The organism is Paraplanobispora siamensis (genome assembly GCF_016863175.1).
GTDB lineage: Bacteria > Actinomycetota > Actinomycetes > Streptosporangiales > Streptosporangiaceae > Planobispora > Planobispora siamensis.
Map to the genome: position 1 here is coordinate 239,627 of NZ_BOOJ01000012.1, position 19,322 is coordinate 258,948.

13 protein-coding genes are annotated in these 19,322 nt (G+C 72.3%); 8 read left to right on the forward strand and 5 right to left on the reverse strand.

Going from position 1 to position 19,322, the window contains the following annotated elements:
• Positions 1-150 precede the first annotated feature (150 nt).
• From Psi01_RS06670 to Psi01_RS06685, 4 genes are all read left to right on the forward strand, one after another.
• Positions 151-1,263: a sugar ABC transporter substrate-binding protein gene (locus Psi01_RS06670; protein WP_204063043.1), complete on the forward strand. Its 1,113-nt coding sequence runs from the start codon at positions 151-153 to the stop codon at positions 1,261-1,263.
• 67 nt (positions 1,264-1,330) lie between these two features.
• On the forward strand, positions 1,331-2,095 hold the full coding sequence (locus tag Psi01_RS06675; protein WP_204063044.1) for an ATP-binding cassette domain-containing protein: 765 nt from the start codon (positions 1,331-1,333) through the stop codon (positions 2,093-2,095).
• A complete protein-coding gene (locus Psi01_RS06680; protein WP_204063045.1) occupies positions 2,092-3,333 on the forward strand; it encodes a sugar ABC transporter permease in 1,242 nt (413 codons plus the stop codon). The genes Psi01_RS06675 and Psi01_RS06680 overlap by 4 nt, the downstream gene beginning before the upstream one ends.
• A gap of 35 nt (positions 3,334-3,368) precedes the next feature.
• Complete coding sequence (locus Psi01_RS06685; RefSeq protein WP_204063046.1) at positions 3,369-4,607, forward strand: ROK family transcriptional regulator; 1,239 nt, start codon at positions 3,369-3,371, stop codon at positions 4,605-4,607.
• A 94-nt stretch (positions 4,608-4,701) separates the two neighbouring features.
• On the opposite strand, the gene Psi01_RS06690 is transcribed toward Psi01_RS06685, so the two are convergent.
• The gene (locus Psi01_RS06690) at positions 4,702-5,583 is read right to left on the reverse strand and encodes a neutral zinc metallopeptidase (RefSeq protein WP_204063047.1); all 882 of its coding nucleotides are present in this window, start codon (positions 5,581-5,583) and stop codon (positions 4,702-4,704) included.
• Positions 5,584-5,703: 120 nt separating this feature from the next.
• Between Psi01_RS06690 and dxs the strand changes: the two genes are divergently transcribed.
• Positions 5,704-7,623: a 1-deoxy-D-xylulose-5-phosphate synthase gene (dxs, locus tag Psi01_RS06695; RefSeq protein WP_204063048.1), complete on the forward strand. Its 1,920-nt coding sequence runs from the start codon at positions 5,704-5,706 to the stop codon at positions 7,621-7,623.
• Here dxs and Psi01_RS06700 read toward each other — a convergent pair.
• Positions 7,568-8,296, reverse strand: a complete 729-nt coding sequence (locus Psi01_RS06700; RefSeq protein WP_204063049.1) for a DedA family protein — start codon at positions 8,294-8,296, stop codon at positions 7,568-7,570. The genes dxs and Psi01_RS06700 overlap by 56 nt on opposite strands.
• A gap of 230 nt (positions 8,297-8,526) precedes the next feature.
• Here Psi01_RS06700 and Psi01_RS06705 point away from each other — a divergent pair, with 230 nt between their 5' ends.
• On the forward strand, positions 8,527-10,008 hold the full coding sequence (locus Psi01_RS06705; protein ID WP_204063050.1) for an amino acid permease: 1,482 nt from the start codon (positions 8,527-8,529) through the stop codon (positions 10,006-10,008).
• On the opposite strand, the gene Psi01_RS06710 is transcribed toward Psi01_RS06705, so the two are convergent.
• From Psi01_RS06710 to Psi01_RS06720, 3 genes are all read right to left on the reverse strand, one after another.
• Positions 9,951-11,120 carry an acyltransferase family protein gene (locus Psi01_RS06710; RefSeq protein WP_204063051.1) on the reverse strand — a complete coding sequence of 390 codons (1,170 nt, stop codon included), beginning with the start codon at positions 11,118-11,120 and terminating at the stop codon, positions 9,951-9,953. The genes Psi01_RS06705 and Psi01_RS06710 overlap by 58 nt on opposite strands.
• 207 nt (positions 11,121-11,327) lie before the next feature.
• Positions 11,328-13,397, reverse strand: a complete 2,070-nt coding sequence (locus Psi01_RS06715; RefSeq protein ID WP_204063052.1) for a 3-hydroxyacyl-CoA dehydrogenase NAD-binding domain-containing protein — start codon at positions 13,395-13,397, stop codon at positions 11,328-11,330.
• 78 nt (positions 13,398-13,475) lie between these two features.
• Positions 13,476-14,678, reverse strand: a complete 1,203-nt coding sequence (locus tag Psi01_RS06720) for a thiolase family protein (RefSeq protein ID WP_204063053.1) — start codon at positions 14,676-14,678, stop codon at positions 13,476-13,478.
• A 198-nt stretch (positions 14,679-14,876) separates the two neighbouring features.
• On the opposite strand from Psi01_RS06720, the gene Psi01_RS06725 reads away from it, so the two are divergent.
• Together Psi01_RS06725 and Psi01_RS06730 are read left to right on the forward strand one after the other, a co-directional pair.
• Positions 14,877-15,881, forward strand: coding sequence for a LacI family DNA-binding transcriptional regulator (locus tag Psi01_RS06725; RefSeq protein ID WP_204063054.1), 1,005 nt, complete (start codon positions 14,877-14,879; stop codon positions 15,879-15,881).
• A 58-nt stretch (positions 15,882-15,939) separates the two neighbouring features.
• On the forward strand, positions 15,940-19,158 hold the full coding sequence (locus tag Psi01_RS06730; RefSeq protein ID WP_204063055.1) for an ATP-binding protein: 3,219 nt from the start codon (positions 15,940-15,942) through the stop codon (positions 19,156-19,158).
• Positions 19,159-19,322: the final 164 nt, after the last annotated feature.

A 19,322-nucleotide genomic window follows, 5' to 3' on the forward strand; every position in this document is an offset into this window, starting at 1 on the left:
GGCGTTCCTGGCCACGGCGGAATACGTTGCCGCAAACAACATTCAACGGGACGGTGAGCCGTAACCCGGCCGGGCCGTTCCGATGAATTCGGCATGCCGCACTTCCGACCCCCCACTTCTCGAAGTTCTCGAAGAAAGGACCCGTGCACCATGCGCAAGGGGATCCTCAGCCTGACCGCCGCCGCCGCGGTGATGACTCTCGGCCTCGCCGCATGCGGGAGCGACGGTGGCGACACCAGCGCCCAGAGCAGCGCCGCCCCGGCCGAGAGCAAGGCCGCCGGAAAGGTCGGCGTCATCCTGCCGGACAGCAAGTCCTCCGCCCGCTGGGAGACCGCGGACCGCAAGTACCTGGAGGAGGCGTTCAAGGCCGCGGGCGTGGCCTACGACATCCAGAACGCCCAGGGCGACAAGAACCAGTTCCAGACCATCGCGGACCAGATGATCACCAACGGGGCCACGGTCCTGATGATCGTCAACCTGGACAGCGGCACCGGCAAGGCCGTGCTCGACAAGGCCAAGGCCCAGGGCGTGGCCACCATCGACTACGACCGCCTGACCCTCAACGGCGGCGCCTCCTACTACGTGAGCTTCGACAACACCAAGGTCGGCACCCTGCAGGGTGAGGGCCTGGTCAAGTGCCTCACGGACAAGAAGGCCGAGAAGCCGATCGTCGCCTACCTCAACGGCTCGCCCACCGACAACAACGCCACCCTGTTCAAGAACGGCTACGACGGCGTGCTCAAGCCCAAGTTCGACGCGGGCGAGTACGAGAAGGGCCCGGACCAGTCGGTTCCGGACTGGGACAACGCCCAGGCCGCCACGATCTTCGAGCAGATGCTGACCGAGCAGCCGAAGATCGCCGGTGTGCTGGCCGCCAACGACGGCCTCGGCAACGCCGCCATCACCGTGCTCAAGAAGAACAACCTCAACGGCAAGGTGCCGGTGACCGGCCAGGACGCCACCGTCCAGGGTCTGCAGAACATCCTCGCCGGCGACCAGTGCATGACGGTCTACAAGGCGATCAAGAAGGAGGCCGACGCGGCCGCCGCGCTCGCGATCGGCCTGGCCAAGGGTGAGAAGCCGGCCGCGAGCGGCACGGTCAAGGACACCGAGAGCGGCCAGGACGTTCCCGCGGTCCTGCTCGACCCGCAGGCCATCTACTTCGAGAACGTCAAGGACGTCGTCACCGACGGGTTCGTGACCAAGGAAGAGCTGTGCACCGGCGACTTCGCCGCCAAGTGCACCGAGGCCGGAATCCAGTAACGCGCAGGCGGGGTACGGCCGGCGTCCCCTCCGCCGGCCGTACCCCGCCGCACCTGAGGAGCCCCATATGACCCCCGTACTGGAACTCCGCGGGATCGACAAGAGCTTCGGTCCCGTCCAGGTCCTGCACGACGTCGCCTTCTCCGTCCACGCCGGAGAGGTGACCGCGCTGGTCGGCGACAACGGCGCCGGTAAGTCCACCCTCGTCAAGTGCGTCGGCGGCATCCACCCCATCGACTCGGGCGAGTACCTCTTCGAGGGCAAGCCCGTCCACGTCCACAGCCCGCGCGAGGCCGCCGCCCTGGGCATCGAGATCGTCTACCAGGACCTGGCGCTGTGCGACAACCTCGACATCGTCCAGAACATGTTCCTGGGGCGTGAGCACAAGCGCGGCATCGTCCTCGACGAGGACACCATGGAGGAGATGGCGGCCAAGACGCTGGAGGGCCTGTCGGTCCGGACCGTCAAGTCCATCCGCCAGCACGTCTCCAGCCTCTCCGGCGGCCAGCGGCAGACCGTCGCGATCGCCAAGGCCGTGCTCTGGAACAGCAAGGTCGTCATCCTCGACGAGCCCACCGCGGCGCTCGGTGTCGCGCAGACCGCGCAGGTGCTGGAGCTGGTCCGCCGCCTGGCCGACCAGGGCCTGGCCGTCGTGCTCATCTCGCACAACATGAACGACGTGTTCGCCGTGTCCGACCGGATCGCCGCGCTCTACCTCGGCCGGATGGCGGCCCAGGTGAAGACCTCGGACGTCACCCACGCGCAGGTCGTCGAACTGATCACCTCCGGCCGGAGCGGGGACCTCGGCCTGACCAACGGAGTTCCGGCATGACCACCACCATCGAGAGCAAGCCAGAGTCCCCCTCGATCGCCTCCAACGTCCGCGGCTACGCCGAGCGGGTCCGCGGCGGCGACATGGGCGCGCTGCCCGCGGTGTTCGGCCTGATCGTGCTCTGCACAGTCTTCTCGATCCTGCGGCCCTCCTTCCTGACGGCGGGCAACTTCGCCAACCTGTTCACCCAGGGCGCGGCCGTCACCGTGATCGCCATGGGTCTGGTGTTCGTCCTGCTCCTCGGCGAGATCGACCTGTCGGCGGGCTTCGCCAGCGGTGTCTGCGCCGCGGTGCTGGCGATCCTGCTCACCGACCAGGGCCAGCCCTGGTACGTCGCGGTGCTCGCGGCCATCCTCACCGGCGCCGCGATCGGCACCACCCTCGGCGCGCTGGTCGCCAAGCTCGGCATCCCCTCCTTCGTGGTGACGTTGGCCGGCTTCCTCGCCTTCCAGGGCCTGGTCCTGCTGCTGGTCAAGGGCGGCACGAACATCTCCATCCGGGACGAGACGATCCTCGCGATCGCCAACAAGAACCTGCCGCCGGTGTGGGGCTGGGCTCTGCTGATCCTGGGGGTCGTCGGTTACGCGGCGGTCCAGCTCATCCGGGCGCGCAAGCGGACCGCGCGCGGCCTGACCGCGGACCCCATCTCGCTGATCGCGGTGCGCGTGGGGGCGCTGGCCGTCCTGGGCGGGCTCGCCGTCTACTTCCTGAACCTGGAGCGCAGCCGCAACGCGGCGGTCGTCTCCCTCAAGGGCGTGCCGGTCGTCGTCCCGATCATCGTCGTCCTCCTGCTGGTGCTGACCTTCGTGCTGCGCCGCACCGGGTACGGCCGTCACCTGTACGCCGTCGGCGGCAACGCCGAGGCGGCCCGCCGGGCCGGCATCAACGTGGACCGGATGAAGATCACCGCGTTCGTGCTCTGTTCCACCCTGGCCTCGGTCGGCGGCATCATCGCGGCCTCCCGTGGCGCCTCGGTCGACCCCAACACCGGCGGCAGCAACGTGCTGCTGTACGCCGTGGGCGCGGCCGTCATCGGCGGCACCAGCCTCTTCGGCGGCAAGGGCCGTGTCCTGGACGCGGTCCTGGGCGGCGCGGTGGTCGCGGTCATCGAGAACGGCATGGGCCTGATGGGCTACAGCTCCGGCGTGAAGTACATCGTCACCGGTTCCGTTCTGCTCCTGGCCGCGAGCGTGGACGCGCTGTCCCGCAGGCGTGCCGCCGCAACTGGTCTAGGGTGATCCACGACTCCGACCGACCTAAGGAACGCCACGCGATGCGAGCCGGTCCCTCCCAAGAGGAGATCAGGCGCCACAATCTCGGCGCCCTGCTCCGTCACGTTCATCTGGGCGGGCCTACCTCGCGGGCGGAGCTCACCAGCCGGATGGGGCTCAACCGCAGCACCATCATGGCCCTCACCGCCGACCTCACCGCCGCCGGTCTGGTCAGGGAGGAGCTGCCGCGCGAGACCGGACGCGCGGGACGCCCCTCCCTGGTGGTCCGGCCGGAGTCGGCACGGGTCTACGTGTTCGCCCTGGACGTGGGCGTCGACCGGCTGGTCGCCGCCCGCGTCGGACTGGGCGGCGTGGTCCTCGACCGGCGCGAGACGGTACGGCGCCGCGGCCCTTTCGTCATGGAGGAGGTCGTCGGGCCGCTGGCCGCCTTCGCCCGGCAGATGCACCGCAAGACCCGGCCGGACACGGTCTGCGTCGGAGCCGCCGCGGCCTTCTCCGGCGGGGTGGCCCGTGAGGACGGCGTCGTCCGGTTCGGGCCGAACATGGACGGGGCGGAGGACGTGCCGTTCGGCGAGGAGATGGCCCGGCGCCTCGGGCTCGGCCTGCCCGTGACGGTCGGCAACGACGCCAACCTCGGGGCGATGGCCGAGCACACGCGCGGTGTCGGCGTCGGATGCCGCGACCTGATCTACCTCCACGGCGATGTCGGCGTCGGCGGAGGCGTGATCGTCAACGGGACCCTGCTCGGCGGGCACCAGGGCTTCGGCGGCGAGGTCGGGCACATGATCGTCAACCCCAAGGGCCGCTCCTGCGGGTGCGGCTCGCTCGGATGCCTGGAGGCCGAGGTGGGGGAGCGGGCCCTGCTGGAGGCCGCCGGGCGCTTCGAGAACCACAGCGCCCAGCCGTACAACGGGTCCGGCGCCCTGATCGGCCGCGACGCGGTCCGCGCCGTGGTCGACGCAGCCGACCGCGGCGACATCGTCGCCCAGGCGGCGCTGGGCAGGGTCGGCGACTGGCTCGGGCTGGGCGTCGCCAACCTGGTCAACATCTTCAACCCGGAGATGGTCGTCTTCGGCGGCACGCTCCGCGAGGTCTATCTCGGCTCCGCAGCCCAGGTGCGCAGCCGTATCACGACCGACGCGCTTCCCCCGGTGCGGGAGCACCTGCGCCTTCGCACCTCCGCCCTCGGCGACGACGCCACCCTCATCGGCGCCGCCGAGCTGGCCTTCGCCCAGGTCCTGGCCGACCCGCTGGAGGTCCTCGCCCGCGCCGGATCGTGACGGGACCGCGGCGATCCCGCGGTCCCTGCACGATCGGCGGCACGGTGCGCTCGCAGGGCGCTCGCAGTACGCCTCGGGAATGCGGCGGGCGGGTTCAGGAGACGCTGCGGCTGGAGGCCGTCCAGGTGTTGCAGGAGGCCGGAGAGCCGGAGTCGAAGCCCCGCCGCATCCAGAACGCCTGGCTGCGGCCCTTGCCGTGGTCGTTGGTCGGCCAGGTCTTGTGGCCGTTCTCGGTGGTCCACTCCAGCATGGCCTCCCAGTGCTCCCGGGTGACCTCCAGATCCCGGGCGGCCCCGCGCAGGAAGACCGCGGCCAGGCAGTCGGCCTGCAGTTCGAGGCGGCGGGAGAGCGCGAGCCTGACGCCGGTGCGGGCCTGCCAGGCGCTCTGGCCGTAGTACGGCAGGATGCCGGCCAGCTGCTGCAGGTGGTGGGCGTACTCGTGGGCCATGAACTGCGCGTGGTTGGGGGCGTAGGGGTTCTGCAGCACCCTGCGGGTGACGCCGATGTACATGGTGCGGTTGCTGGAGCAGTAGTAGCCGCCCGCCCCGGTGGGCCACCTGCCGCACGGGCTGCTCACCCGGGAGGTGACGAAGCGCAGCGTCGGCTGGCTGAAGGGCAGGCCGGCCTTCCTGAACTGGGCAGCCCACGTCCTGCCGAGGCAGCGGTTGACGCGGGTCATGAAGCGCCGGTAGGAGGCCGCGTTCCCCGCGATGATCCGGCCGGCCCGGCACCTGGTGCCGGAGATCTGGCCGGTCCGGTACAGGGAGTTCGAGGTGGCGGCGGCCTTGCCGCTCAGCTGCACTCCCTGTTGCCCGGCGACGGCCGCGACGGCCATAGCGGCGATCTTGCCCGCCTCGCCCGCGCCGGGGACCAGGGAACCCACGGCGGACACCGGGGAACCCGCGGCGGGCACCGGGGAAAAGGAGAGGGAGGTCACGGCGAGGGACACCAGTGACCCGGAGAGGAGGGAGTTCATGGTGTGCAAAAGGTTATGACATGTGTGAATAAAGCATGCAGGTTCTCCCTCGATGGGCGGCACTGCCTGGGGGGCGAACTAGACTCGCTTTGAAGATGACTGGACAGAGGGGATGATTCCGTGAGCGAGCGGACCGCACGGCCGGGCAGTCTTCTGGAGTCGGTCAAGGGACCACGGGACCTCAAGCTGATGGCGGCCGACGAGCTCCCCCGGCTCGCGGCCGAGATCAGGGACCTGCTCGTCGCCTCCACCGCCCGTACCGGCGGGCACCTCGGCCCCAACCTCGGCGTGGTCGAGCTGACCGTCGCACTGCACCGTGTCTTCGACTCGCCGCGCGACCGCATCCTGTGGGACACCGGCCACCAGGCGTACGTGCACAAGATGCTCACCGGCCGCGCCGGGCTGTTCGACGGGCTCCGCCAGGAGGGCGGCCTGTCCGGCTACCCCAGCCGGGCCGAGTCCGAGCACGACATCATCGAGAACTCCCACGCCTCCACCGCGCTGTCGTACGCCGACGGCCTGGCCAAGGCCTACAAGCTGCGCGGTGAGAGCGACCGCTCGGTCGTCGCGGTGATCGGCGACGGCGCGCTCACCGGCGGCATGGCCTGGGAGGCGCTCAACAACATCGCCGGGCACAAGGACCTGCCGCTGATCATCGTGGTCAACGACAACGGCCGCTCCTACTCGCCGACCATCGGCGGCCTGGCCAACCACCTGGCCTCACTGCGCGCCACCCAGCGCTACGAGGACGTGCTCGACTTCGTCAAGGACAACCTGACGAAGGTGCCTCTGGTCGGCGCCCCCGTCTACGACGCGCTGCACGGCGTCAAGAAGGGCCTCAAGGACGTCCTGGCCCCGCAGGTCATGTTCGAGGACCTCGGCCTGAAGTACATCGGCCTGGTCGACGGCCACGACGAGCAGGCCGTGGAGGCCGCGCTGCGCAAGGCGCGCGACTTCCGCCGCCCGGTCATCGTGCACGTGCTGACCAAGAAGGGCTTCGGCTACTCCCCGGCCGAGAACCACGGGGAGGACTGCTTCCACTCGCCCGGCGTCTTCGACCCGCTGACCGGCGAGGAGAAGCCCAAGCCGCACGGCTGGACCAACGTGTTCAGCCAGGAGATCGTACGGCTCGGCGCCGAGCGGCAGGACATCGTGGCGATCACCGCCGCGATGCTCGGCCCGACCGGTCTGATCCCGTTCTCCGAGGCCTACCCCGACCGGCTCTACGACGTCGGCATCGCCGAGCAGCACGCGCTGACCAGCGCCGCCGGCCTGGCGCTCGGCGGGCTGCACCCGGTGGTGGCGGTCTACGCCACCTTCCTCAACCGGGCCTTCGACCAGCTGCTGATGGACGTCGCCCTGCACAGGCTCCCGGTCACCGTGGTGCTCGACCGGGCGGGCGTCACCGGCGACGACGGCGCCAGCCACAACGGCATGTGGGACCTGTCGATCCTGCAGGTCGTGCCGGGCCTGGCCATCGCGGTGCCGCGCGACGAGCCGCGCCTGCGCGAACTGCTCGCCGAGGCCGTGGCGGTCGACGACGGCCCCACCGTCGTGCGCTTCCCCAAGGGCCCGGTCGGCCCCGAGATCGAGGCCGTCGGCAAGCTCGGCGGGATGGACGTGCTGCGCGCGGGCGACCCCGACGTGCTGATCGTCTCGGTGGGCCCGATGGCCGAGACGTGCATGGAGGCGGCCGGGCTGCTCGACGCACAGGGGATCTCCGCCACCGTGGTGGACCCGCGCTGGGTCAAGCCGCTGGACGAGGCGCTGGTGCTGGCCGCCAAGGCGCACAAGCTGGTCGTGGTGGTCGAGGACAACGGCCGGGTGGGCGGCGTCGGCGACGCGGTGGCCAGGATGCTGCGCGACGCCGACGTGGACGTCCCGGTGCGCACCTACGGCATCCCGCAGCGCTTCCTGGACCACGCCAAGCGGGCGAAGATCCTCACCGAGATCGGCCTGACCGCCCAGGACATCGCCCGGGAGGTCACCGAGGCGGTCGCGAAGCGCTCTCCTGTCCTGGAGAACCACCCGGCCCGCTGATCCCGGCGGCACCGGATCCGGCGGGCCCCGGCTCGCCGGATCCGCCGGAGCTCCCGGAGGCCGCCCGCGCGTTCCTGGACGCGCGGGTCCGCCGGGTGATGACGGCCAGGCCCACGGCGAGCAGGGCGGCGCACGCGGCCAGGGGCACCGTCAGGTGCTGGTTGTCGCGCATGAAGTCCGCAGCCAGGGATCCCAGCGTCAGATAGGTCGTCACCCAGACGGCCCCGCCCGCCAGCGCCCAGCGGATGAAGCTCCGGTACGGCATGCCCAGCGTCCCGGCGAGGATCGGGGTCAGCGCGTTCACCACCGGAAGGAAGTGGGCGGCGGCCAGGGCGGGACCGCCGCCGTCGCCCGTGGCGATCCGTTCGGCGCGGGCCCAGCGGTGTTCCCCGATCCACCGTCCGGCCCTGCTGTGGCGGACCCGCGAGCCGTACCGGCGGCCCAGCAGCCAGCCGCCGCTGGCCCCCAGGAAGCAGCCGGCCGTACCGGCCGCCGCGACCAGCGCGATCTCGGCCGGGCTCGTCAGCGCGGCGCCGGCCACGATGATCGACGCGTCGGCGGGGATCACCAGTCCGGTCAGCAGGGTGTTGTCCAGCGCCAGCACGGCCATCAGGACCCCGCCCACCAGGACGGGATCCAGCTGGCCCAATATGTCCAGGATCATGCTGCCCATCCTCCTCGCCCGAGCCTTCGAGCAGATCCGGACTTACCCCGAGAAGAACCCTTACTTTCCCGCACCGCCCTCCGCCCCCCGGTCCGCCCCGCCCCCCGGTCCGCCCCGCGCCGGGGTTTCGGCCCGGCCGGGTGTCTCCGGAGCGGACATCCGTACGTTCCGGATCCGCATGACCCGCCGGTCGAGGGGGAAGCACCCGGGTGATCACACGACCCCGGGAGGTGTACCCGATGAGCGTGTTCCGCGTGAAGTCGGTCGAGCAGTCCATCTCGGACACCGAGGCGCCGGAGCATCGGCTGAGAAAGGAGCTCACGGCGCTCGACCTGACCGTGTTCGGCATCGGCGTCATCGTGGGGACCGGCATCTTCGTGCTCACCGGCAGGGTGGCCAAGGAGCTGGCCGGGCCCTCGGTCGCCCTGTCGTTCGTGGCGGCCGCGGTCGTCTGCGCGCTGGCGGCGCTCTGCTACGCCGAGTTCGCCTCCACCGTCCCGGTGGCCGGTTCGGCCTACACCTTCTCCTTCGCGACACTGGGCGAGTTCCCCGCCTGGATCATCGGGTGGGACCTCATCCTGGAGATGATGCTCGGCGCCGCGGTCGTCGCGGTGGGCTGGTCGGGATACCTGGCCTCGCTGCTGTCGTCCTTCGGCATCAACCTGCCCGCCTCGCTGGCGGGCGACGATCCGGTCTTCAACCTGCCCGCCGCGCTCATCGTGCTGGTCCTCACCGCGGTGCTGGTGGCCGGGGTGAAGCTGTCGTCGCGGCTCAACCTGGCCGTGGTCGCGATCAAGGTCACAGTGATCCTGCTGGTCATCCTGGCGGGACTGTTCTTCGTCGAGGGCGCCAACTACACGCCGTTCATCCCGCCCGCCGAGCAGACCCCGGCCGTCGAGGGGCTGTCCGCGCCGCTGATCCAGGTGATGTTCGGGATCACCCCGGTGGCCTTCGGCGTCATGGGCATCTTCAGCGCCGCCGCGATCGTGTTCTTCGCCTACATCGGCTTCGACGTGGTGGCCACCGCCGCCGAGGAGACCCGCAGGCCGCAGCGGGACCTGCCGATCGGCATCATCGCCTCGCTGGTCATCTGCACGATCCTGTACGTGGCGGTCTCCCTGGTCGTCGTCGGCATGCAGCCGTACCGGGAGCTGAGCGAGGCCGCCCCGCTCGCCGACGCGTTCAAGGCGGTCGGCCAGACCTGGGCGGCGACGCTGATCAGCATCGGCGCGCTGGCCGGTCTGACCACGGTCGTGATGATCCTCATGCTGGGCCAGTCGCGGGTGATGTTCTCCATGTGCCGCGACAACCTGCTGCCCCGCGGCCTGGCCAGGGTGCACCCGGTGTACGGCACGCCGTACCGGATCACCATCCTGCTGGGCGTGATCATCGCGATCCTGGCCGGGCTGGTGCCGCTGTCCACGATCGCCGAGCTGGTCAACATCGGCACGCTCTTCGCGTTCGTGGTCGTCTCGATCGCGGTGGTGATCCTGCGCCGCACCCGGCCCGACCTGCCGCGCTCCTTCCGCACCCCGCTGGTCCCGCTGGTGCCCATCCTGTCGGTGCTGGCCTGCCTCTACCTGATGATCAACCTTCCGGTGGAGACCTGGCTGCGCTTCCTGGCGTGGATGCTCGTCGGGGTCGTGATCTACTTCCTGTACGGCTACCGCCACAGCCGCGTGGCCGACCGGCCGATGGGCGGCTCGGTGAAGGACGGCTGAGGGGCGGGCCCGCGCTCCGTCCGGCGGCCGGGCATGTCGAACAGGACACGCCCGGCCCCGGCCGCGCCCAGCACCCGGTGCAGCAGGAGGCAGATCCAGGTGACGGCGCCGGTCAGGACGAGCGGCTGGACGACGGCGACGACGGTCGGCCACGGGCCCTCGAGCCGGGACAGCGGCCCGGCCAGCGCCAGGCCGAGCAGCGCGAGGACCGGCATGTGCACGACGTAGATCGGCAACGTCTGCCGGCCGATGCCCGTCAGCAGCCTCGCCAGGGCGTTCCAGCGGCTCAGCACGGCCGCCGCGGTCACACCGAAGACCGTGGCGGTCGCCGAGACGAGGGGCCACACGCCCGGGACGTCCTGGGAGCGCGTGACGGTCATGGCCAGCAGCGCCGAGCCGTACACGCCCCCGGTCAGGACGAGCAGCCTCCAGTCCGCCGCCGCGGCCAGCCGCTCGACGGCCGGGCGGAAGTACAGCCCGACCAGGAAGAACACCAGGTTCTGGTACAGCCCGGCGCGGTTGCCGGGCGCCGCGACCAGGTCGGCGGAGGCGAGGACCGACAGCGCCAGGGCCGGACCCAGCACGAGGATCCGCGGGAAGCGCCGGGTCAGCTTGGCGATCACGAAGTACAGCGCCAGCGCGTACAGGTACCACAGGTTGGACGGCGTGACCGTGAGCTGCTCCAGCAGCCCGGTCGCGCTCGTGGCCCGGTCGGTGGGGAAGTCCGGCGTCGTGCTCAGCAGCGCGGTGTGGACCAGCAGCCACAGGACGTACAGGTACAGGAACCTGGCCACCCGCGACCGGGCGACCACCCGCCACGGCCGGTTCACCGCGCCGAGCGCGAACATGCCCGAGATGGCGAAGAACAGCGGCATCCGCAACGGCAGGAGCAGCTCGCCCAGGGCGCCCCACGCTCCCGGGACCGGCAGGGCGAGCCGCCAGTCGAGCTGGAGGTACTGCTTGGCGACCACGTGCCACAGGACCACCAGCAGGATGCACACGCCCTTGGCGGTGTCGGCCCACCCGATCCGCCGCGGGCCGGGCGCCGCGGCCTGCGGCGTGCCGGCGGCGGGCGGGATGAGGGCCGGGGGCGCGGAGCGGAGGGTGGTCATGGCGGTCTCCCGTGGGCGAGAGCCCGCCGAGGCGGGCCGTCCGGGTCACCGGCCACCGCGGCCGGCGCACCCGACGATGCCGCCGGGACGGATCGCTCACCTCCGCATAATCCACACAACGACTGCGTGATAATCCACAGAACGACCGGGAGAAACGCGTCCGCCCTCCGTCCCGGGCAGGGGACGGAGGGCGGGGAGCGGAACGGGTCAGGCGGGGACGGAGGCCACGCCCGGCTCCAGGAACCGCGGCCGGGCGATGCCGGCGCGGTCCAGGTAAGGGGTGATGCCGCCCAGGTGGAACGGCCAGCCCGCGCCCAGGATCATGCACAGGTCGATGTCCTGCGCCGCGGCGACCACGCCCTCCTCCAGCATGATGCGGATCTCCTGCTCCAGGGCCCGCAGCACGCGCTCGCGCACCTGCTCGGCCGTGGACGGGGAGGTCCCGCCGGAGAAGATCGCCACCGCCTCGGGGTCGAGGGAGAAGTCGGCGCCGTAGACGCCGGGCTTGCCCGCCGCGACCAGCTTGGCCATGTTCTGCGAGACGCCGAAGCGCTCGGGGAAGGCGGCGTGCAGCGTCTCGGAGACATGCAGGCCGACGGCCGGGCCGACCAGCTGCAGCAGCGCGAACGGGGTCATCGGCAGGCCCAGGTCGTCGAGCGCGTGGTCGGCGACCTCCAGCGGGGTGCCCTCGTCCACGGCGGTGATGACCTCGCCCATGAAGCGGGTCAGCAGCCGGTTGACGACGAACGCCGGGGCGTCCTTGACCAGCACGCTGGACTTCTTCAGCGACTTGCCGACCGCGAACGCGGTGGCCAGCGTGGCGTCGTCCGTGGCGTGGCCGCGGATGATCTCCAGCAGCGGCATGACCGCGACCGGGTTGAAGAAGTGGAAGCCCACCAGGCGCTCGGGGTGCCTCAGCTCCGAGCCCATCTCGGTGAGGGAGAGCGAGGAGGTGTTGGTCGCCAGCACGCAGGTCTCGGAGACCACGGCCTCGACCTCGGCGAACACCTTCTGCTTGACCTTCATGTCCTCGAAGACGGCCTCGATGACGAAGTCGGCGTCGGCGAAGGCGTCCTTGGTCAGCGAGCCGGTCACCAGGGCCTTGAGCCGGTTGGCCTGGTCGCCGGAGATGCGGCCCTTGCCGAGCAGCTTGTCGACCTCGGCGTGGACGTAGGCGACGCCCTTGTCCAGGCGGGCCTGGTCCAGGTCGGTCAGGACGACCGGGACCTCCAGGCGGCGGGCGAACAGCAGCGCCATCTGCGAGGCCATCAGGCCCGCGCCGACGACGCCCACCTTGGTGACCTTGCGGGCCAGCGACTTGTCCGGCGCCCCGGCGGGCCGCTTGGCGCGGCGCTGCACCAGGTCGAAGGAGTACAGCCCGGCGCGCAGCTCGTCGCCCATCAGCAGGTCGGCCAGGGCCTGGTCCTCGGCGTCGAAGCCCTCGTCGCGGGAGGCGGTGCGGGCCAGCTCGACCAGCTCCAGCGCCCGGTAGGGGGCCGGGTTGGCGCCGCGCAGCTTCATGTCGAGCAGGAAGCGGGCGTCGGCGATCGTCTTGGACCAGTCGGCGGCGGTGTGGTCGGTACGGGAGACCGTCACCTCGCCGCGCAGCACCTGGGCGGCCCAGCGCAGCGACTCCTCCAGGAAGTCGGCGGCCTCGAACATCGCGTCGGCGATGCCGAGCTTGAAGGCGTCCCGGCCCTTGATCATGCGGTTCTGCGCGAGCGGGTTCTCGATGATCAGCTTGAGCGCGCTCATAGGGCCGATCAGGCGCGGCAGCAGCTGGGTGCCGCCCCAGCCGGGTACCAGGCCGAGGAAGCACTCGGGCAGGGCCACCGCGGGCACGCCGGAGGAGATGGTCCGGTAGGTGCAGTGCAGGGCGACCTCCAGGCCGCCGCCCATCGCCGCGCCGTTGACGAACGCGAACGACGGCACCGACAGCTCGCCGAGGCGACGGAACACGTCGTGGCCCAGCTTGCCGATGGCCAGCGCCTGCTCGCGCTCGGAGACCAGGGCGGCGCCCTTGAGGTCGGCGCCGACAGCGAAGATGAACGGCTTGCCGACGACGCCCACCGCGGCCAGGTCGGTCCGGCCGGCGACGGCGTCGATGGCCTCGTTGAGCGAGGTCAGGCCGCCGGGGCCGAAGGTGGAGGGCTTGGTGTGGTCGAAGCCGTTGTCCAGCGTGATCAGGGCCATGGTGCCCGCGCCGTACGGCAGCTCGACGTCGCGGACGATCGCCTTGGTGACGACCTCGTCAGCGAAGAGTTCCTTGATGCTCATGCCGTTACCTCCTCGCCTGGCGGCTCGTCGGGGCATTCGCCGAGTCGCTGTACTCACTGGCTCGCTCGCTGCGCTCGCTCACTGCTTCGCACCTTCCCAGGCGAGGTTCTCCCAGATGACCGTTCCGCCCATGCCCATGCCGACGCACATCGTGGTGATGCCGTAGCGGACGTCGGGGCGCTCGCCGAACTCGCGGGCGAGCTGGGTCATCAGCCGCACGCCCGAGGAGGCCAGCGGGTGACCGAAGGCGATCGCACCGCCGTACGGGTTCACGCGGGAGTCGTCGTCGGCGATGCCGAAGTGCTCCAGGAAGGCCAGCACCTGGACGGCGAACGCCTCGTTGATCTCGAACAGGCCGATGTCGTCGATGGACAGCCCGGCCAGGCGCAGCGCGCGCTCGGTGGACGGGATCGGGCCGACGCCCATGACCTCGGGGTCCACGCCCGCGAAGGCGTAGGAGACCAGGCGCATCTTCGGCGCCAGGCCCAGCTCCTCGGCGACGTCGGCGGCGGCCACGATGCAGCCGGTGGCGCCGTCGTTGATGCCGGAGGCGTTGCCCGCGGTGACCCGGCCGTGCGGGCGGAACGGGGTCTTCAGCGTGCCCAGGCCGTCCAGCGTGGTGCCGGGACGGGGAGCCTCGTCGGCGGTGGCCAGGCCCCAGCCCCTCTCGGCGGAGCGCACGGCCACCGGGACCAGGTCGGGCTGGATCTTGCCGTCGGCGTAGGCCTTGGCGACCTTCTCCTGCGAGGCGAGGGCGAAGGCGTCCGCGCGCTCCTTGGTGACGGTCGGGTAGCGGTCGTGCAGGTTCTCCGCGGTCATGCCCATGACCAGGGCGGAGCCGTCCACGATCTGCTCGGCCACGAACCGCGGGTTCGGGTCGACGCCCTCGCCCATCGGGTGGCGGCCCATGTGCTCGACGCCGCCGGCGATGGCCACGTCGTAGGCGCCGAAGGCGATGCCGCCCGCGACGGAGGTCACCGCGGTCATGGCGCCGGCGCACATGCGGTCGATCGCGTAACCGGGGACGCTCTTGGGCAGTCCGGCCAGGACGGCGGCGGAGCGGCCGATGGTCAGCCCCTGGTCGCCGATCTGGGTCGTGGCCGCGATGGCCACCTCGTCGACGCGCTCCGGCGGCAGGTTCGGATTACGCCGAATCAGCTCGCGGATGACGCGGATCACCAGGTCGTCGGCGCGCGTCTCGGCGTACAGGCCCTTGGGGCCCGACTTGCCGAAAGGCGTGCGCACTCCGTCGACGAATACGACGTCACGAGACGAAGGCACGGGGTTAGCTCCTCGTTGCTGGGTGGCTACCCTCCCCATGCTACTCGCCAGTAACAACACTCGGTCCGTCCGGGGTGCGCGAGGGCCCGGTGGAGGCGGAGAATCGGGGGCGAGGGCGGAGCCTTCCCCGCGGCTGGGCCGGATGCGCGGGAGGTGATCGTCTGGCAGACTTGGAAATCGTTTTCCTGGAGGTCGCCTGTGGTCACGCTCGAGGATGTCGCCAAGCACGCGGGAGTCTCGCTCGCCACCGCCTCGCGGGTGCTCAACGGCAGCACCCGTCAGGTGGGCGCGCCGCTGCGGGCCAAGGTCGAGCTGGCCGCCGAACAGCTCGGCTACCGGGCGAACGTCGCGGCCCAGACGCTGGCGCGCGGCGCCGGCAACGTGATCGGCCTGGTGGTGCACGACCTGGTCGACCCCTACTTCGCCGCGATCGCCGACGGGGCGATGCGGGTGGCCGAGAGCCGGGGCCTGATGGTCATGGTGGGCACCACGCACCGGGACCCCGAGCGGGAGATCGCCTACGTCTCGACCCTGAACGCGCAGCGGGTGCGCGCCGTCCTGCTGACCGGATCCCGGCTCGACGACGCCCAGGTGACCCGGCGGCTGCGCCAGGAGCTCGACCGCTACCGCGAGAGCGGCGGCCAGGTCGCCTGCGTGGGTCAGGACCTGCTCGGCGCCGACACGGTGGCGCCCGGCAACGCCGAGGGCGCCGCCGAACTGGCCCGGGCCCTGGCCGGCCTCGGGCACCGGCGCTTCGCCGTACTCGCCGGGCCCGCCGGGCTGGTCACCGCCCGCGACCGCACGACCGGCTTCTCCCGGGCGCTGGCCGCGCTCGGCCTGCCGGAGCCGCGGATCGTGCACGGCACCTTCGACCGCGACGGCGGTTACGCGGCGGCGGCCGGGCTCGCGGAGGCGGGCAAGGAGATCACCTGCGTGTTCGCCGTCAACGACGTGATGGCGATGGGCGCGCTGGCGGCCTTCAGGGACCGCGGCGTCCGCGTGCCCCAGGACGTCTCCGTCGCCGGGTTCGACGACATCGCCACCCTCAGGGACCTGGTCCCGCCGCTGTCGACCGTACGGCTCCCGCTGGCGGACATGGGCGCCCGGGCGATGGAGCTGGCCCTCGACCCGGCGGAGCGGGCCAGGACCGAGCGGGTGGCCGGAGAGGTGGTCATCCGCGAGAGCACCCGCCGCCTGGAGTAACCCCGCCCTCCGGGACCGGCGGCGCGCGGGTCACGGGCCCGGCGGTGAGAATCGAATCATGCGCTTCGAGGTGCTGGGCCCCGTCCGTCTGGTGGGCGAGGGCGGCGAGCCCGTCGAGATCCCGGGGCCGGGGCTGCGCGCGTTGCTGGTCGCGCTCCTGGCCGAACCCGGCACGACGGTCTCCGCCGACCGCCTGATCGACGTCCTGTACGGCGGGCGTCCTCCGTCCGGCGCCCAGCGTTCCCTGCACTCGCAGATCTCCCGGCTCCGCAGGCTCGGCGTCGCCGTCGAGCTGCTCCCGTCCGGCTACCGGATCGCGGCCCGGCCCGAGGACGTAGACGCGCACCGGTTCGAGCGGCTGGCGCGGGAGGGCCGCAGCGCGCTGGCGGCCGGTGACCGCCGCGGGGCGCTCACCCTCGTGGAGGAGGCGCTGGCGCTGTGGCGCGGACCGGTGCCCGAACCGCTGGCCGGGCGGCTGGAGGAGGTGCGGCTCGGCGCCCTGGAGGACAGGTTCGAGGCGGGCGGCGGGTCGGTCGCCGAGATGCGGGCGCTGCTGGCCGCACACCCGCTCCGGGAGCGGCTGTGCGCGCTGCTCATGCGGGCACTGCAGGCGGAGGGGCGGCAGGCCGAGGCCCTGGCCGTCTTCGAGGACACCCGGCGCGTGCTGGCCGGGGAGCTGGGCGCCGACCCCTCACCCGCCCTGGCCGGGACGCACCTGGCGATCCTGCGCGGGACCGAGCCGTTCGGAGGGCCGTCCGGCGGACCGGCCGGGGGAGCGGCCGGGGAGCCGGTCAGGCGCGGCGTCCGGGCCCAGCTCACCAGCTTCGTCGGGCGGCAGGAGGACCTCCGGCGCCTCCGCGAGCTGCTGCGGGAGCGGCGGCTGGTCACGCTGACCGGTCCCGGAGGGGTGGGCAAGACCAGGCTCGCGGCCGAGACGGCCGCCGGGCTCGACGGCGAGGTCTGCTTCGCCGAGCTGGCCCACCTGGGCGACGGCCGCGACCTGCCGCGGATGCTGCTCGGCGAGCTCGGCGTCCGGGAGACCGCGCTCCGCGTGACCCGCACCCCCGAGCCGGAGGAGAGGCTCGTCGCCGCGCTGTCCGGCCGGGACCTGGTGCTGGTCCTGGACAACTGCGAGCACGTCGTGGAGGCCGCCGCCCGCCTGGCCGACCGGCTGCTCGCGGCCTGTCCCGGGGTGCGGGTGCTGGCGACCGGCCGCGAGCCGCTCGGCATCACCGGGGAGGTGCTGTTCCCGGTGCACCCGCTGCCGGAGGAGCTCGCCCTGCGGCTGCTGCGCGACCGGGCGGCCGCCGTACGGCCCGGCTTCGGCACCGCGGACGCCGGAGACGCCGGAGACGCCGGAGACGAGGCGCTGATGCGGATCTGCCGGGCCCTGGACGGTCTGCCCCTGGCGATCGAGCTGGCCGCGGCCCGGCTGCGCTCGATGGACGCCGGGGAGGTCGCCGACCGGCTGGACGACCGGTTCCGGCTGTTCACCGGCGGCAGCCGTACGGCGCTGCCCCGGCACCGCACGCTCCGCGCGGTCGTGGCGTGGAGCTGGGACCTGCTGGAGGAGCCGGAGCGGGTCTTCGCCCGGCGGTTCGCGGTGTTCGCCCGCGACGCCAGCCTGGAGGCCGCCGAGCACGTCTGCGGAGACCTCGTCCGCGGAGACGGGGCCCCGCGTGCTTCCGGCGTCCCCGACGCCGCGGGCGCCCTGGGCGGACGGGACGCCCTCGACCTGCTGGCCGCGCTCGTGGACAAGTCGCTGATCGAGGTGGCGGGGGGCCGCTACCGGATGCTGGAGACCATCCGGGCCTTCTGCGCCGAGCGCCTGGCCGAGTCGGGGGAGGAGGAGCGGGTTCGCGAGGCCCATGCCGGCTATCTCACCGCGCTCGCCGAGCGGGCCGCTCCGGAATTGCACGGCCGGGACCAGTTGGTCTGGCTGCGGCGGCTGGCGGCCGAGGATGACGAGATACGCGCCGCGCTGCGCCGGGCCGCCGATTCCGGGCGGGACGGGCAGGCGCTGCGGCTGGTCGCCGCGCTGTGGTGGTACTGGACGCTGCGCGGCATGCGGATGGAGGGCCGGGTGTTCGCGGAGAGAACCCTCGCCGCGGTCGGCCGGACGCCGCCGCCCGGCATGGAGGAGGAGTACGTCATGTGCGTGCTCGCCGTGGCGGTCGTGAACACTTCGGCCCTGAACATGATCGACCAGGCGGAGCGGCTCGTCCGGGCCCTGCCGCCCTCGCCCCGGCACCCGATGCTGCTCATGATCGGCTCTCTCGTCACCATCGCCCGGGGGGAGTACGGAGTCGTCGGAGAGGACGTCCTGCGGTCCACCACCAGCTCCGACCCGTGGACCCGTGCGATGGCCCGGCTGATCCTCGGTTTCGTCCGGCTGAACTCCGGCCGGGTGACGGAGGCCGAGGAGGAGTTCGCCCGGTCGCTGGAGGGGTTCGCCGACCGGGGCGACCGCTGGGGCATGGCCCAGGCGCTGCTGTCGACGGCCGAGCCGCAGGGATGGCGGGGCGAGCACCGGCGGGCCGTGGCGACCGTCGAGCGGGCCATGGACCTGATCGAGCAGATCGGCTCGCCCGAGGACCGGGTCTTCCTGCTGTGCAGCCGCGCCGCCGAGCGCCTGCGCACCGGGGACGCCGGGGCGTTGGCGGCCGCCGCGGCCGACTGCGGGGAGGCGGCGAGGATCGCCCGCGGGCTCGACGTCCCCGAGGTCTGGGTCACGGTCCGGCTCGGCCTGGCGGCCGTGGCCCGTCGCCGCGGCCGGGTGGATGAGGCCGGGGAGCTCTACGAGCTGGCCTTGGCGGGATGCGAGCCGCGCTGGGGCGGGGTGGAGCAGGCCCGGGCGCGGGCTCTGATCGGCCTCGGGCGGGTCGCGGAGAGCCGGGGCGACCTCGGGACCTCGCTGCGGTACCACCGGGAGGCGTTCCGCCTGGCCGCCGGCGCCGGGGACCGGCCGTCCGCGGCGTCGGCCGTCGAAGGACTGGCGAACCTGTTGCTGGCCTGCGGGGACGCCGAGCGGTCGGCGTTCCTGCTGGGAGCGGCGTGCGCGCTGCGTGGGCTGGCGATCTGCGACCCCGAGGTCCGGGAGACGGGCCGCCGCGCGCGGGCCGTACTGGGCGAGGCCGGGTACGGCACGGCCTATGACGAGGGCGCCGGGATGACCGGTGACGCGGCGCTCACCGCGGTGACGCGGTGGTTGTCAGCGCCGGGTCGGCTCGCGGTGAGCGCCCTCGCCCACCGTGGAGGACATGACACCGAATCCTGAAATTTCCGGACACTCCGCGCGCCTTGAGCACTCCCCGCATCCCGAGGTCGCGGAGCCGCCCGGGAACTCCCCGCGCTCCGGGATCCCGGAGCCATCCGGGCGTTCTCCGCGGCCGGAGCCCGCCGGTCCTTCCGGGAATCCGGATCACCCCGGGCGCTTCGCGG

What these genes read in the sequence shown, in the direction of transcription:
- Psi01_RS06670 (WP_204063043.1), top strand. Translation starts at nt 151, where the DNA reads ATGCGCAAGGGGATCCTCAGCCTGACCGCCGCCGCCGCGGTGATGACT.
- Psi01_RS06675 (WP_204063044.1), top strand. Translation starts at nt 1,331, where the DNA reads ATGACCCCCGTACTGGAACTCCGCGGGATCGACAAGAGCTTCGGTCCC.
- Psi01_RS06680 (WP_204063045.1), top strand. Translation starts at nt 2,092, where the DNA reads ATGACCACCACCATCGAGAGCAAGCCAGAGTCCCCCTCGATCGCCTCC.
- Psi01_RS06685 (WP_204063046.1), top strand. Translation starts at nt 3,369, where the DNA reads ATGCGAGCCGGTCCCTCCCAAGAGGAGATCAGGCGCCACAATCTCGGC.
- Psi01_RS06690 (WP_204063047.1), bottom strand. Translation starts at nt 5,583, where the DNA reads ATGAACTCCCTCCTCTCCGGGTCACTGGTGTCCCTCGCCGTGACCTCC.
- Psi01_RS06700 (WP_204063049.1), bottom strand. Translation starts at nt 8,296, where the DNA reads ATGGGCAGCATGATCCTGGACATATTGGGCCAGCTGGATCCCGTCCTG.
- Psi01_RS06705 (WP_204063050.1), top strand. Translation starts at nt 8,527, where the DNA reads ATGAGCGTGTTCCGCGTGAAGTCGGTCGAGCAGTCCATCTCGGACACC.
- Psi01_RS06710 (WP_204063051.1), bottom strand. Translation starts at nt 11,120, where the DNA reads ATGACCACCCTCCGCTCCGCGCCCCCGGCCCTCATCCCGCCCGCCGCC.
- Psi01_RS06715 (WP_204063052.1), bottom strand. Translation starts at nt 13,397, where the DNA reads ATGAGCATCAAGGAACTCTTCGCTGACGAGGTCGTCACCAAGGCGATC.
- Psi01_RS06730 (WP_204063055.1), top strand. Translation starts at nt 15,940, where the DNA reads ATGCGCTTCGAGGTGCTGGGCCCCGTCCGTCTGGTGGGCGAGGGCGGC.